The sequence below is a fragment of the Acinetobacter lanii genome (genome assembly GCF_011578285.1).
In the GTDB taxonomy this organism is placed as follows: Bacteria; Pseudomonadota; Gammaproteobacteria; order Pseudomonadales; family Moraxellaceae; genus Acinetobacter; species Acinetobacter lanii.
Genome location: NZ_CP049916.1, coordinates 2,641,400 through 2,654,653 on the forward strand (window position 1 = coordinate 2,641,400; position 13,254 = coordinate 2,654,653).

A 13,254-nucleotide genomic window follows, 5' to 3' on the forward strand; every position below is an offset into this window, starting at 1 on the left:
ATGAGAAATGCCGTATAGGTCACATAAATATCAGTTAAGGACATGCTCATATAGTTATTGTCTAACAATTTATTGATTGAAGTCTGATTTTATAGACAAAAAAAAGCGCCTCAAAGAGGCGCTTTTTTCACACAATTAATACTTATGCAGTTACTTTAGCAACAACACCAGCACCCACTGTACGACCACCTTCACGGATCGCAAAACGTAGACCTGGGTCCATTGCGATTGGGTGGATCAATTCTACTGACATTTCAACGTTGTCACCTGGCATAACCATTTCAACGCCTTCTTGCAATTGAATTGCACCAGTTACGTCAGTTGTACGGAAGTAGAACTGTGGACGGTAACCGTTAAGGAATGGAGTATGACGACCACCCTCTTCTTTAGAAAGTACGTATACTTCTGCGTCGAATTTAGTATGCGGTTTGATCGCACCTGGTTTAGTCAATACTTGACCACGTTGAACGTCTTCACGTTTAGTACCACGTAGAAGAACACCACAGTTCTCGCCTGCACGACCTTCGTCAAGCAATTTACGGAACATTTCAACGCCAGTTACAGTTGTTTTAACTGTGTCTTTGATACCAACGATTTCAACTTCTTCGCCTACTTTCACGATACCTGATTCAACACGGCCAGTTACTACTGTACCACGACCAGAAATAGAGAATACGTCTTCGATTGGCATCAAGAATGCTTTATCGATTGCACGTTCTGGTTCTGGGATGTAAGAGTCAAGAGCAGCAACCAATTCAATTACAGCTGATTCGCCATATTGACCGTCGTTACCATTTAACGCTTGAAGCGCTGAACCACGGATGATTGGAGTGTCATCACCTGGGAAGTCATAAGTAGAAAGAAGTTCACGAACTTCCATTTCTACCAATTCAAGAAGCTCTTCATCATCAACAAGGTCACACTTGTTAAGGAATACAAGGATGTATGGTACACCTACTTGGCGAGAAAGAAGGATGTGTTCACGTGTTTGTGGCATTGGACCATCAGTCGCAGCACATACAAGGATCGCACCGTCCATTTGCGCAGCACCAGTAATCATGTTTTTAACATAATCGGCGTGACCTGGGCAGTCTACGTGCGCGTAGTGACGAGTTGGAGAATCGTATTCTACGTGTGAAGTATTAATGGTAATACCACGTGCTTTTTCTTCTGGTGCAGAGTCAATTGCTGCGTAATCTTTCGCTTCACCGCCGTAAGTTTTTGCACAGATAGTTGCAATTGCAGCAGTTAAAGTAGTTTTACCATGGTCGACGTGACCAATTGTGCCCACGTTAACGTGTGGTTTATTACGTTCGAACTTAGCCTTAGCCATGAGATCTTCCTTTTTAAACGACTCATGCAGGGTTACTGCATGAGCATTTGGTTTTAACTATGAATTAGTTTGGGCTTATAGTAATCGAAAGATTACTCGTCGTCACCTTTTTTACCGCCAGACTGGAACTTAGAAATGATGCCTTCAGCCACGTTACGTGGTGTTTCAGCATATTTAGCAAATTCCATAGAGTAAGTCGCACGACCTTGAGACATAGAACGCATTTGAGTCGCGTAACCAAACATCTCAGCAAGTGGAACTTCAGCACGAATTGCTTTAGTACCACCAGGTAAATCGTCCATACCTTGAACCATACCACGACGACGGTTTAAGTCACCCATGATATCGCCCATGTAGTCTTCTGGAGTTTCTACTTCAACTTTCATGATAGGTTCAAGCAAAATAGGATCCGCTTTCATGAAACCATCACGGAAGGCATAAGAACCCGCCATTTTGAACGACAATTCGTCAGAGTCGACATCATGGTAAGAACCGTCGAACAATGTAGCTTTGATGCCCACTACTGGATAACCAGCAAGTACACCATTCTTCATACGTTCTTGGATACCCTTGTCAACTGCACCGAAGAATTCTTTAGGTACTACACCACCAACAACTTCTTCAGCGAATTCGTATTCTTTACCAGCGTCAGTATCCATCGGCTCAAGACGTACGTATACGTGACCGAATTTACCTTTACCACCAGTTTGACGAACGAACTTACCTTCTTGCTCAACAGTCTTTTTGATTGTTTCGCGGTAAGCTACCATTGGTTTACCAATGTTCGCTTCAACGTTGAATTCACGCTTCATACGGTCAACGATGATGTCAAGGTGAAGCTCACCCATACCTGCAATGATGGTTTGACCAGATTCTTCGTCAGTGCGAACACGGAACGATGGATCTTCTTTCGCCAAACGACCAAGTGCGATAGACATTTTCTCTTGGTCAGCTTTAGTCTTAGGCTCTACAGCTAAAGAAATTACTGGCTCAGGGAATTCCATACGCTCTAGAGTAATAACGTTTTTCTCGTCACATAGTGTATCACCGGTGGTCACGTCTTTAAGACCTACACACGCTGCGATATCACCCGCGCGAATTTCTTCAACGTCTTGACGTTCGTTCGCATGCATTTGCACGATACGACCGATACGCTCACGTTTAGATTTCACTGGGTTGAATACTGGGTCACCTTGTTTAAGCACACCAGAATACACACGTACGAACGTTAAGTTACCTACGAACTTGTCATTCATAATTTTGAATGCAAGTGCAGAGAACGGAGCTTCGTCAGATGCTTCACGAATCGCTTTAGTTTCAGCTTTATCGTCAAGAATACCTTCGATTGGCTTAACTTCAGTCGGTGATGGTAAGAAGTCAATAACAGCATCCAACATACGTTGAACACCTTTGTTTTTGAACGCTGTACCACAAAGCATTGGTTGGATTTCGCAAGCCAAAGTTTGAGCACGAAGACCAGCAACGATTTGTTCTTTCGACAAGTCGCCATTGTTCAAGTATTCGTCCATCAACTCTTCAGAAGCTTCAGCCGCAGCTTCAACCATGTTTGTACGCCACTCATCAGCAACGTCTTGAAGATCAGCAGGGATATCACCGTACTCGAACTTCATACCTTGAGAAGCTTCATCCCAAATGATCTGTTTCATTTCGATCAAATCGATAACGCCTTGGAAGTTTTCTTCAGCGCCAACAGGGATCACAACTGGTACAGGGTGTGCACCAAGACGTGTTTTCATTTGTTCAACAACACGGAAGAAGTTGGCACCAGTACGGTCCATCTTGTTCACGAATGCTAAACGAGGAACTTGGTATTTGTTCGCTTGACGCCATACAGTTTCAGACTGAGGTTGAACACCACCTACAGCACAGTAAACCATGCACGCACCATCAAGAACACGCATAGAACGTTCAACTTCGATTGTGAAGTCAACGTGTCCCGGTGTATCAATTACGTTGATACGGTGTTCTGGGTACTGTTTAGACATACCTGACCAGAATGTAGTCGTAGCAGCTGAAGTGATAGTAATACCACGTTCTTGCTCTTGTTCCATCCAGTCCATTGTTGCTGCACCATCATGTACTTCACCAATTTTGTGAGATACACCTGTGTAGAACAAAATACGTTCTGTAGTCGTGGTTTTACCCGCATCGATGTGCGCAGAAATACCAATGTTACGGTAACGAGAAATAGGGGTTTGACGAGCCATGATTTCTTGCATTCCTAAATTTTGTTGTTTAAAACAGGACGCTTTAAGCTGCAAAACAGCTTAAAGCGCTTAGACGACAGTTCAGTGAAACCGCCCTATCATCATCCTGATTCAGGTCTCTTAACCTATTAGAAACGGTAGTGAGAGAATGCTTTGTTGGCTTCAGCCATACGATGCACGTCTTCACGTTTCTTGATCGCTGAACCTTTACCTTCAGCTGCATCAAGCAACTCACCAGCAAGACGTAAAGCCATAGTTTTTTCAGAACGCTTAGCAGCAGCGTCTACTAACCAACGCATAGCTAGGGCAGTACGACGGGATGGGCGCACTTCCATAGGTACTTGGTATGTAGCACCACCAACACGGCGAGCTTTTACTTCGACCATTGGACGAACTTTTTCAAGAGTAGTCTCGAAAAATTCAACTGGGTCTACTTTATTTTTTTCTTGAACGCGGTCTAAAGCACCGTAAACGATACTTTCAGCAATAGATTTTTTACCATCTTGCATTACGTGGTTCATGAATTTAGCGATTGTTTGGCTGCCGAACTTAGGATCCGGAAGGATTTCACGGGCAGCGACTACGCGACGTCTTGGCATTTTAATACACCTAATAAAATTGACACTTCAGGTTTATCCAGCATGAGTACAAAGTGTCATGTACCACTCGCTGGCCTTACTACACGTCGCTTGAATACCACAAAATTAAATGCAGAAATCAGACAAGCGAGACGATAAAGGATTGCGGCTACGTTTAAGAAAAGATTCTTAACGAATTATTTCTTAGGACGTTTAGTACCGTATTTAGAACGAGACTGGTTACGATCTTTAACACCAGCGCAGTCTAAAGAACCACGAACGGTATGGTAACGTACACCTGGTAAGTCTTTAACACGACCACCACGGATAAGAACAACACTGTGCTCTTGTAGGTTATGGCCTTCACCACCGATGTAGCTAGAAACTTCAAAACCAGAAGTTAAGCGAACACGGCAAACTTTACGCATTGCTGAGTTAGGTTTTTTAGGTGTAGTTGTGTAAACACGTGTACAAACACCACGACGTTGTGGGCAAGCCTTCAACGCAGGAACTTTTGATTTTTCAATCAAAGTTGTACGACCCTTACGGATCAACTGATTTGTTGTTGCCATTTGGCAATTCTCCCGTTAATTAAAAGCCCCAAAAATTACTACTTTTTGAGGGCATGCAATTGTATGCCAAGATGTAAAATTGGTCAACATTCAGTGCAGCACCGAACAATGACCAATTGTGTATATAAACTATGCGCTTAGTTGACTATTCTTTATTTAATCAGCAACTTCTTGTTTGCCCTTTTTTGTAAGTAAAGTTAATCAGTTGGCTTTAGGTGGTTTAGCTGAAGCTTTTTTCTTCACTTTCGCATCCGATGTTGCTTGTTCTGCAACTTTTGCTTCACCTTTAGACTGTTCTGCATCCGCTTCATATTCAATATCATCTTCATCTAAAGGCTGGATCAACTCATCCTCACCGACGTGCGCCAATGATTTTTGTGTAGTGACTTCATCCACCGGTTCTACATGCTGTTCTACAAGTTTTTGCAACCCTGATTCAGTCGAAACTGGCTCTGGCTTGCTACTTGCCTCCTCACCTTTTTTCACCACTTCAACTTGGGTAATCACTTTATTTTCAACGGGTGCTACCACAGGCGTAGCTGTCACTGATGGTTTCGCCTCAGTCTTAGGCTCAGCGGTTAATAACGGTGTTGCTTGTTGGAGCAAGGTTTGGGATTTTTCATAGGCAGACAAAACATCAAGTGATTCATTTGGATGTTGAATCAAATACTGCTGTGCATGTGAGAAAATCTGCTCTGCTTTGGTACTGACATCTTCAGCCAATTTCCAGCTATATACCGCACCAATACCCGCTCCTGCCAATGGGGTTAATTTAGAAAGCACTGAAATCTGTGGAAAATGATTCAACCAAGTCCATTTTAATGAACCATCTGCATTGGTCAGCCAATTCTTCAGCACCGACACATCATTACTTGAACCCAGTAAACGTTGAATTTGTGTGGTGTCTTGGGTTTGTAATAAATTGGACAATGCTCTTAGACCCACCAATAAGGTTTGCTTCTCAGCAATCGAGCCCAAATCGACCTGTTTAAAGACATATTCAACAATGTTCTGTTCATGGCGATGATCCAACTCAAAACCGTGCGCACGACCAGATTGATAAATCGATCTCAAGGTCAATGCCAAAGATAAAGGAATATCAATCGCTGTTCCGACCACACCTGTAGCGCCAGTAATCGCACCTTGTACAGCCGCCACGGTTTTATTTTGATTGGTCAAGGCTTGAGAGATGCGTGCTGAACGTGATGGATCTTGAGCAAGATCTGTCAACTCTTTGGCACCGACCTCTTTGAGCAAATGATCGACTGAACTTTGCTCTGAAACGAAATCATTGAGTTTTTCAAAAAAATAATCAGCAATTTTATTGTTTAAATCTGGCGATACCAAAGACGCCACATTATTGACTTTATTGTAATGACGACCCAGCAATTGTTGGGTCAATTTAGGCACATGACTACGAATCATTTGCTGTGGATTTTCATAAGCCGTTTGATCTTTTTTTGTTCCCAATGAAGCTGAAGTATCACTTGATGATTCAACCACTTTAGTTGGGTCGGACTCACCTTTTAACTTAGCCACCGAACCTGGAGCCACGTGATTGACCAAGTCTAATCCTGTTGTACTGAGCTTTTTAGCCACCCCAAACGCTTGTGAGATCAGTCCACCCGATTGCTTATTATTAGAATTTGCCATGTATACGCCTTCCTTATGATTTATGAGTTTTAATTAAAATACTATGTGTAGTCTAGATTTAACTCAACTTTAAACTGTTTCTTTTGGTAAGAATGCTGTGAACAGATTCGCCAATTGCGCTTTTCAACAACAGACATTGATTTGCCATAAGAATTTAAAAAACTTTCTGCTATGATTAATAAAATTTTGACAAAAGTAGTCAATCCAAACCATGCTTAAGTAATAAACACAAGGCTTGGCATGGTTTGAAACAGAATACTTAACGCATCACCATAATAGGGAACTGTAGATGAAACGTGTTGTAATCACGGGTATGGGCATTAACTCATGCATCGGTAATACATTGGAAGATGTGACTCATTCTTTACAAAATGGGATTTCAGGAACACGTTTTAACCCAACTTATGAAGAATTGAATTTCAAAAGTCATGTCAGCGCTCCTGCGGATCAAAACTTCGATGGGATTGACCGTAAATTGAAACGCTTCATGGGCGTGTGTGCAATGCATGCCTATAATGCAGCAGTCGATGCTGTGGCAAACGCAGGCTTAACACCTGAAGATTTGGCAGGCAATCCACGCTATGGTATTGCCGGCGGTTCAGGCGGTAACTCAACAGCATCTGTGGCTGAAATGGTTGAGTTGTTAGAGACCAAAGGTGCACGTAAAGTCGGCCCTTTCTTTGTCCCACGTAATATGTCAAACACCATTACCGCAAACGTGGGTGTGGCATTTAAATTACAAGGTGTCGCGCACTCGATTACCAGTGCTTGTGCAACGTCAGCGGATGCAATTGGTTATGCCTATAACCTGATCCAATTGGGCAAACAAGATTTGATGCTTGCCGGTGGCGGTGAAGAAGACCATTGGTCACAAAGTTTGTTGTTTGATGCAATGGGTGCACTTTGCTCTAAATACAACGACACGCCTGAAACAGCATCTCGTCCATACTCTGCCGATCGTGATGGTTTCGTGATTGCCGGGGGTGGCGGTTTCGTGGTGCTTGAATCACTTGAACACGCGCAAGCACGTGGTGCCAAGATTTTGGCTGAAGTTGTGGCCTATGCTGCCAACTCTGATGGTGCGGATATGGTTGCACCAAGTGGTGAAGGTGCAACACGTTGTATCTTGATGGCTTTGGAAGAAGCAAAACAACACGGTGTGGACAAAATTGACTATGTGAATACCCATGGTACGTCTACCCCTGCGGGCGACATTACTGAGCTTAAAGCAATGGGTCGTGCATTTGGTGAAGGCCATGTTCCACCACTCAGCTCAACCAAATCAATGACCGGTCACAGCTTAGGTGCTGCGGGTGTGCAAGAAGCGATTTATTCGATCCTGATGATGCAAAATGACTTTATTGCGCCAAACATCAATGTGACCGAACTTGATGAAGGTGCAAAAGGTTATGACATCGTACTTGAAAAACGTGATGCAAAATTGAATACTGTGATGAGTAATAGTTTCGGTTTTGGCGGTGTGAATGCCTGCCTCGTTTTCAAGAAGTGGGATGCATAATCCCCGATAGGATTTTCGATGGATGCTCCTTCTGATGCTTTCCTTTGGGTAAAAGCATTACATATTATTGCGGTAGTGTGCTGGTTTGCAGCGCTGTTCTACCTGCCTCGCTTGTTTGTTTATCATGCAATGAGTGAGGATGCGGTGAGTCATGAGCGTTTCCAAGTGATGGAACGTAAGTTGTATCGCGGCATTATGTGGCCTGCGATGGTGGCAACGCTGATCACAGCGCATTTTTTGGTGGATTGGGGCGATGCAACCCGTCATTATCACGATGCGATATGGTTTTACTTGAAAGTGAGTCTCGTGGGATTATTGGTGATCTACCACTTGTTCTGTGGCTATTACCGTAAAAAATTGATGCTTGATGCACACTATAAATCACACAAGTTTTGGCGTTATTTTAATGAGATGCCAACCCTGATTCTGTTTGCTGTGGTGATCTTAGTGGTGGTTAAACCGCAATTTTAAGCTGAAATCGAATACACAAAAAGCCTGCTTCAAGCAGGCTTTTTTGTGTTCTTAGTATTAGAAAATTAGAATAAAACAGAATTAAGCTGCATGCGGATAACGCTGAATCGATAAACCTTCTGTGCTGATATCCGTTGTATGATTCATCACAATATCACTAATTAATTTGCCTGAGCCACAGGCCATGGTCCAACCTAAGGTGCCATGACCGGTATTTAAGAACAAATTGTTAAACTTGGTTGCGCCAATAATTGGCGTACTGTCTGGCGTCATTGGACGTAGACCTGTCCAGAAACTGGCTTGTTCCATATCACCGCCGGGGAACAAATCTTGAGTGACCATTTGTAAGGTAGCACGGCGATGCTCATTTAAAGCATGGTTGTATCCACTTAACTCAGCCATTCCACCGACACGAATACGCTCATCAAAACGGGTGATCGCAATTTTGTAGGTTTCATCCAAGACAGTAGATTGCGGTGCAAAGTTGGCATCTACAATAGGAATGGTCAATGAATAGCCTTTGACAGGATAGACCGGTAAATCCAAGTTTAATGGTTTTAAGAAATCTCGTGAATAACTCCCAAAAGCCAACACGTAGCGATCTGCTGTTAACACTTCACCATTGACCAAGACGCCTTTAATTTCATTGCCTTCTACAATGAGTTTTTCCACATTTTGATTAAATTTAAATTGCACACCCAATGCTTTTGCCACATTGGCTAATGCATTGGTAAATAAATAGCAATCGCCTGTTTCATCATTGGGTAAATGCAAACCACCGACCAATTTATCTTGATGTGCCAAAGCAGGTTCAACTTTAGATAGTTCGTCTCGCATTAATAATTGATGTGGGACGCCACATTCTTTTAACACGGCGATGTCACGTTGTACCGCTTCCATTTGGGCTTCATTGCGGAAGACTTGTAGTGTGCCTTTAGAGCGGTTTTCGTATTGAATGCCTGTTTCTTGACGTAAGGCACGTAGACAATCCCGACTGTATTCAGCTACACGGGTCATACGTTCTTTATTAATCGCATAACTTTGTGGATTACAGTTTTTTAGCATTTGTGCCATCCACTGCAATTGCCACATGCTGCCATCGACATTGATTGCGAGTGGCGCATGATGCTGGAACATCCATTTCACCGCTTTAAATGGAATACCGGGCGCTGCCCAAGGCGTTGAATAGCCCGGAGAGATTTGACCCGCATTACCAAAACTGGTCTCTTCCGCAGGACCCGCTTGACGGTCAAGTACGGTCACTTGTGCACCTTGTTGCGCAAGGTAATAGGCACTTGCAACACCAATTACACCACTGCCTAGAACAATCACTCGCATATTCAGTCCCTCGAATCACTTCACACTGTATGAGTTTATTTCACTAGTATATTTTTGCTTGAATAGTTTTTTTGACTGTTTTAATGACTATAATCTAGGTAAATCACCAGTTTTTTCGGGTTTAAAATCGAAATAAAGGAAATAATCCATGCGTAAATTAGACCGTACCGATCGCATGATTTTAGATATTTTGCAAAAGGATGGACGTCTTGCGATTAGTGAATTGGCATCCAAAGTGAATCTATCCACCACGCCCTGTTCAGAACGGGTCAAACGTTTAGAACGCGATGGTGTGATTATGGGGTATTACGCCAGACTCAATCCTGAACATCTTGAACGTAATCTTTTGGTATTTTTAGAAATCAAACTGTCCGCCAAATCAGGCGATGTTTTTGATCAAGTGGCGAAGAACTTAAGTGCCGTGCCTGAAGTGTTAGAATGTCATTTGATTTCAGGCGAGTTTGATTATTTGGTCAAAGCCCGCCTAAAAGAAATGAGTGCTTATCGCCGTTTACTCGGTGATTTACTAAAGATGCTCCCGTCTTCAGCTTCATCACATAGTTATATTGTGATGGAAGAAATTAAAGAGACCTTAAACTTAGATGTCGGTATGTAAAATTACATCTAGATATTGAACACATAAAAAAAGGACTCAAAGTCCTTTTTTTTGCATACCTTGGTTAAAGCAATGAGACATTCTGATCAAGAATCTGAAGCAATTCCGCAAAGCGTTGAATTCTGGCTTTGGGTTTAGCCTGATCCAACTCTTCAGATGAACCATACCCATATTCAACAGCAATGGTATCAATACCATGTTTACGTGCACCGAAAATATCATGTTCACGGTCGCCGACCATCAAACATTCTTCAGGTTTTAACTGCTCTTTTTCTAAAATATACGCAATCAAATCACCTTTATTGGTGCGTTCACCGTTTAGCTCACTGCCATAGGGATATTCAAAATATTTGAGTAAATCAAAGTGTTCAAGAATTTGTTTTGCATAGACTTCAGGTTTTGCTGTTGCCAAAAATAGACGATAGCCTTTGGCTTGAAGTTGCTTCAGCGTTTCAGGCACATCATCAAACACATGATTTTCAAATAATCCGGTCACGGCAAAACGTTCACGGTAGCCCAGCAGTGCTTGCTCAGCCAAAACATCATTAACATCAACATTGAGTAGTTTGGCAAGCGATGCTTTCAGGGGTGGTCCAATAATCCAGTCGATATTTTCACTGTCTGGAATCAGATGCCCCACTTTATTCAGACCATAACGCGCAGAAGTGGTAATCCCGACTTTGGGATCGGTCAGGGTTCCATCTAAATCAATCAATAGGTTCTTTATCACAGACTGTCCTTTTTCAGACCTTATACAAGAAAATGCTATCGAGAATTGGCTCAATTTTGCCTATACTAACGCAAATTTTGTGATTTAAGGACACCGTTGTGCGCCCTACTGTACTTTGCTTTTCAGGACTTGATCCATCAGGTGGCGCTGGCTTACAGGCAGATATTGAAGCCATAGGGCAAAGTGGCGCACATGCCGCCATTGCGTGTACAGCATTAACGGTACAAAACTCACAACAAGTATTTAGCTTTGAAGCCACGCCTAAAGCATTGTTACTCGCTCAAGCAAATGCTGTCGTGGGTGACTTACCGATTCACGTCGTGAAATCAGGCATGCTTGGCACCACAGACAATATCGCTGCATTGGCCGAATTTTTGCGTGAGCATCCTGATTATGCTTATGTGCTTGACCCTGTATTGGTCGCAAACAGCGGTGGTTCACTGGGTAATCAAGAAACCTTGGTCAAAGCATTTGTGGAATTGATTCCACTAGCAACCTTAATCACCCCCAATACGGTTGAACTGCGTGCACTCACAGGTGAACAAAACATTGATGTGGCAACCCAAAAACTTTTTGAAATGGGTGCAAAAGCGGTTTTAGTCAAAGGTGGACATGAAGATACCGCGGACTATATTCAAAACTCACTTTATGCAAATGGTGAACTCATTTCAGAAACCCAATGCCCACGTCTTGAAGGTGAATATCACGGTTCGGGCTGTTCTTTGGCAAGCTTTATTGCAGGTCGTTTGGCACAAGGGGATGCGCTGAAAAATGCAGTACATCATGCAGAAACTTGGTTATTTGGCGTATTGAAAAAAGCAGAAATACCTGTTGAAGGTGGTCAACGGATTCCAAAGCGGTTTTAAATGAATGTTACCGTACAAAGAAAAAGCTCACCATGTGGGCTTTTTTTATTGCTTGTTTTGATTTAAATATTCAACATGCGCTCGATTGGTTTTCCATGATTTCTCCAACACTTCTTTTTCAATACGGCGTTGTATACGCTTGAGCTTCATCTCTGAAATTACAGGTTCTTTAAAGGCTTTAACGTAATCCGTCCATTTGGCGCCTTTAAACACATTGGCTGGCATCGCAGTTTTAAATTCGCAGTCTGGCATAAAGACAATCACAGAATGTAAATACTCACGATCTATCAAATCTTCAAGAATCTTTTCTAAAACCTTTTGATGTTTATAGTTTTGATGCAATGGATTTTGAAATTTATAGTTCTTTTTATAAATTTTCTGTGTCCACGTTTTCTGACGTTCTGTACCAAAAATCCAACCTGTGTAGTTTTTGGTTTCAATAATAAAAATACCAAATGGACTCAACAGAATATGATCAATCTGTGTTGTACCGCCTTGATCATCAGGTAAAGTACAATCATTCAGCAGAATATAATCTTCATTGTTGAGGTATAGTTTGGCATGCGTTGAAACAGCAAATTCACCCAATTTCCCTTTGAAATAAGGTTTGAATGCTCTAAAAACTCCGATGGGAATGATGATAAGCAGCATCCACCAAAGCTGTGAAAAGATTTGACTGAATATTTGTGATGTATTAATCATTTTATTTTTTTGGGAATATCTATTTGATTAATAATAACATTGTTTTTTAAGTGAGTTCACTTTTCAAGCTTTAATAAGATCTGTTTATTTTGAATTCCACCTGCAAATCCCACCAATTTACCGTTAGCACCGACCACACGATGACACGGCACAATAATCGAAACCGGATTACGACCATTGGCAGCCCCTACAGCACGCACCGCTTTGACATTGCCAATCTGTTCTGCAATGTGTTTATAACTTCGTGTTTCTCCAAATGGAATCGTCAATAACGCTTGCCATACCTGTCGTTGAAAGTCCGTACCGAACAAATCTAAAGATAAATTAAACTGTTGCCGTCGTCCTGCAAAATACTCTGCCAACTGACGTTGAGTCTCTATTAAGATTCGATGCTGATTATCACGCGCCACATCTGCTAATTTGACCCGATTTTCAAGTTCATGTTCCCACAGTACTGCCACTAAAGCGTCACGGTGCGCAATCAGTTTAAGCTGACCGAATGGGGTTTGCATTTGTGTATAAAATAGTGATTTTGCGTCAGATCTCATATTCATTGCCCTATCCACTTGAACCGAAATAACTTTAACAAAACCAAGGTCAAGCCAAGTAACCTCGACCTAATCAACGTAAACCCAAGCTAATGAACCT

General features: G+C 42.3%; 13 protein-coding genes. 4 read left to right on the forward strand and 9 right to left on the reverse strand.

The window, feature by feature from the left end; all coding sequences use genetic code 11:
* Positions 1-142 precede the first annotated feature (142 nt).
* The 5 genes from tuf to G8D99_RS11945 form a co-directional block, all read right to left on the reverse strand.
* Positions 143-1,333 carry an elongation factor Tu gene (tuf, locus tag G8D99_RS11925; RefSeq protein WP_166326224.1) on the reverse strand — a complete coding sequence of 397 codons (1,191 nt, stop codon included), beginning with the start codon at positions 1,331-1,333 and terminating at the stop codon, positions 143-145.
* A gap of 92 nt (positions 1,334-1,425) precedes the next feature.
* The gene (gene fusA / locus G8D99_RS11930; RefSeq protein WP_166326227.1) at positions 1,426-3,561 is read right to left on the reverse strand and encodes an elongation factor G; all 2,136 of its coding nucleotides are present in this window, start codon (positions 3,559-3,561) and stop codon (positions 1,426-1,428) included.
* Between the two features lie 128 nt (positions 3,562-3,689).
* Complete coding sequence (gene rpsG / locus G8D99_RS11935; RefSeq protein ID WP_016657334.1) at positions 3,690-4,160, reverse strand: 30S ribosomal protein S7; 471 nt, start codon at positions 4,158-4,160, stop codon at positions 3,690-3,692.
* A 176-nt stretch (positions 4,161-4,336) separates the two neighbouring features.
* Positions 4,337-4,711 (reverse strand): 30S ribosomal protein S12, encoded by a 375-nt coding sequence (rpsL, locus tag G8D99_RS11940; protein ID WP_004648013.1) that lies wholly within the window; start codon positions 4,709-4,711, stop codon positions 4,337-4,339.
* A 201-nt stretch (positions 4,712-4,912) separates the two neighbouring features.
* On the reverse strand, positions 4,913-6,364 hold the full coding sequence (locus G8D99_RS11945) for an EcsC family protein (RefSeq protein ID WP_166326230.1): 1,452 nt from the start codon (positions 6,362-6,364) through the stop codon (positions 4,913-4,915).
* A 289-nt stretch (positions 6,365-6,653) separates the two neighbouring features.
* Between G8D99_RS11945 and G8D99_RS11950 the strand changes: the two genes are divergently transcribed.
* A complete protein-coding gene (locus G8D99_RS11950; RefSeq protein ID WP_166326233.1) occupies positions 6,654-7,883 on the forward strand; it encodes a beta-ketoacyl synthase N-terminal-like domain-containing protein in 1,230 nt (409 codons plus the stop codon).
* An 18-nt stretch (positions 7,884-7,901) separates the two neighbouring features.
* A complete protein-coding gene (gene hemJ, locus G8D99_RS11955; RefSeq protein WP_166326236.1) occupies positions 7,902-8,354 on the forward strand; it encodes a protoporphyrinogen oxidase HemJ in 453 nt (150 codons plus the stop codon).
* Between the two features lie 81 nt (positions 8,355-8,435).
* On the opposite strand, the gene G8D99_RS11960 is transcribed toward hemJ, so the two are convergent.
* Complete coding sequence (locus G8D99_RS11960) at positions 8,436-9,692, reverse strand: D-amino acid dehydrogenase (RefSeq protein WP_166326239.1); 1,257 nt, start codon at positions 9,690-9,692, stop codon at positions 8,436-8,438.
* Between the two features lie 148 nt (positions 9,693-9,840).
* Between G8D99_RS11960 and G8D99_RS11965 the strand changes: the two genes are divergently transcribed.
* A complete protein-coding gene (locus G8D99_RS11965) occupies positions 9,841-10,308 on the forward strand; it encodes an Lrp/AsnC ligand binding domain-containing protein (RefSeq protein ID WP_166326242.1) in 468 nt (155 codons plus the stop codon).
* A gap of 64 nt (positions 10,309-10,372) precedes the next feature.
* On the opposite strand, the gene G8D99_RS11970 is transcribed toward G8D99_RS11965, so the two are convergent.
* Entirely contained in the window at positions 10,373-11,038 is a 666-nt protein-coding gene (locus tag G8D99_RS11970) for an HAD-IA family hydrolase (protein WP_166326245.1), read from the reverse strand.
* Positions 11,039-11,136: 98 nt separating this feature from the next.
* Between G8D99_RS11970 and G8D99_RS11975 the strand changes: the two genes are divergently transcribed.
* Positions 11,137-11,904 carry a hydroxymethylpyrimidine/phosphomethylpyrimidine kinase gene (locus G8D99_RS11975; protein WP_166326247.1) on the forward strand — a complete coding sequence of 256 codons (768 nt, stop codon included), beginning with the start codon at positions 11,137-11,139 and terminating at the stop codon, positions 11,902-11,904.
* 45 nt (positions 11,905-11,949) lie between these two features.
* On the opposite strand, the gene G8D99_RS11980 is transcribed toward G8D99_RS11975, so the two are convergent.
* Both G8D99_RS11980 and G8D99_RS11985 read right to left on the reverse strand, forming a co-directional pair.
* The gene (locus tag G8D99_RS11980; protein WP_406741492.1) at positions 11,950-12,555 is read right to left on the reverse strand and encodes a nuclease-related domain-containing protein; all 606 of its coding nucleotides are present in this window, start codon (positions 12,553-12,555) and stop codon (positions 11,950-11,952) included.
* Positions 12,556-12,662: 107 nt separating this feature from the next.
* Positions 12,663-13,160: a methylated-DNA--[protein]-cysteine S-methyltransferase gene (locus tag G8D99_RS11985; protein ID WP_227554326.1), complete on the reverse strand. Its 498-nt coding sequence runs from the start codon at positions 13,158-13,160 to the stop codon at positions 12,663-12,665.
* Positions 13,161-13,254 lie beyond the last annotated feature (94 nt).

Coding starts and splice junctions, on each gene's coding strand:
- tuf (WP_166326224.1), bottom strand. CDS start 1,333: ATGGCTAAGGCTAAGTTCGAACGTAATAAACCACACGTTAACGTGGGC.
- fusA (WP_166326227.1), bottom strand. CDS start 3,561: ATGGCTCGTCAAACCCCTATTTCTCGTTACCGTAACATTGGTATTTCT.
- rpsG (WP_016657334.1), bottom strand. CDS start 4,160: ATGCCAAGACGTCGCGTAGTCGCTGCCCGTGAAATCCTTCCGGATCCT.
- rpsL (WP_004648013.1), bottom strand. CDS start 4,711: ATGGCAACAACAAATCAGTTGATCCGTAAGGGTCGTACAACTTTGATT.
- G8D99_RS11945 (WP_166326230.1), bottom strand. CDS start 6,364: ATGGCAAATTCTAATAATAAGCAATCGGGTGGACTGATCTCACAAGCG.
- G8D99_RS11950 (WP_166326233.1), top strand. CDS start 6,654: ATGAAACGTGTTGTAATCACGGGTATGGGCATTAACTCATGCATCGGT.
- hemJ (WP_166326236.1), top strand. CDS start 7,902: ATGGATGCTCCTTCTGATGCTTTCCTTTGGGTAAAAGCATTACATATT.
- G8D99_RS11960 (WP_166326239.1), bottom strand. CDS start 9,692: ATGCGAGTGATTGTTCTAGGCAGTGGTGTAATTGGTGTTGCAAGTGCC.
- G8D99_RS11965 (WP_166326242.1), top strand. CDS start 9,841: ATGCGTAAATTAGACCGTACCGATCGCATGATTTTAGATATTTTGCAA.
- G8D99_RS11980 (WP_406741492.1), bottom strand. CDS start 12,555: ATGCTGCTTATCATCATTCCCATCGGAGTTTTTAGAGCATTCAAACCT.
- G8D99_RS11985 (WP_227554326.1), bottom strand. CDS start 13,160: ATGAATATGAGATCTGACGCAAAATCACTATTTTATACACAAATGCAA.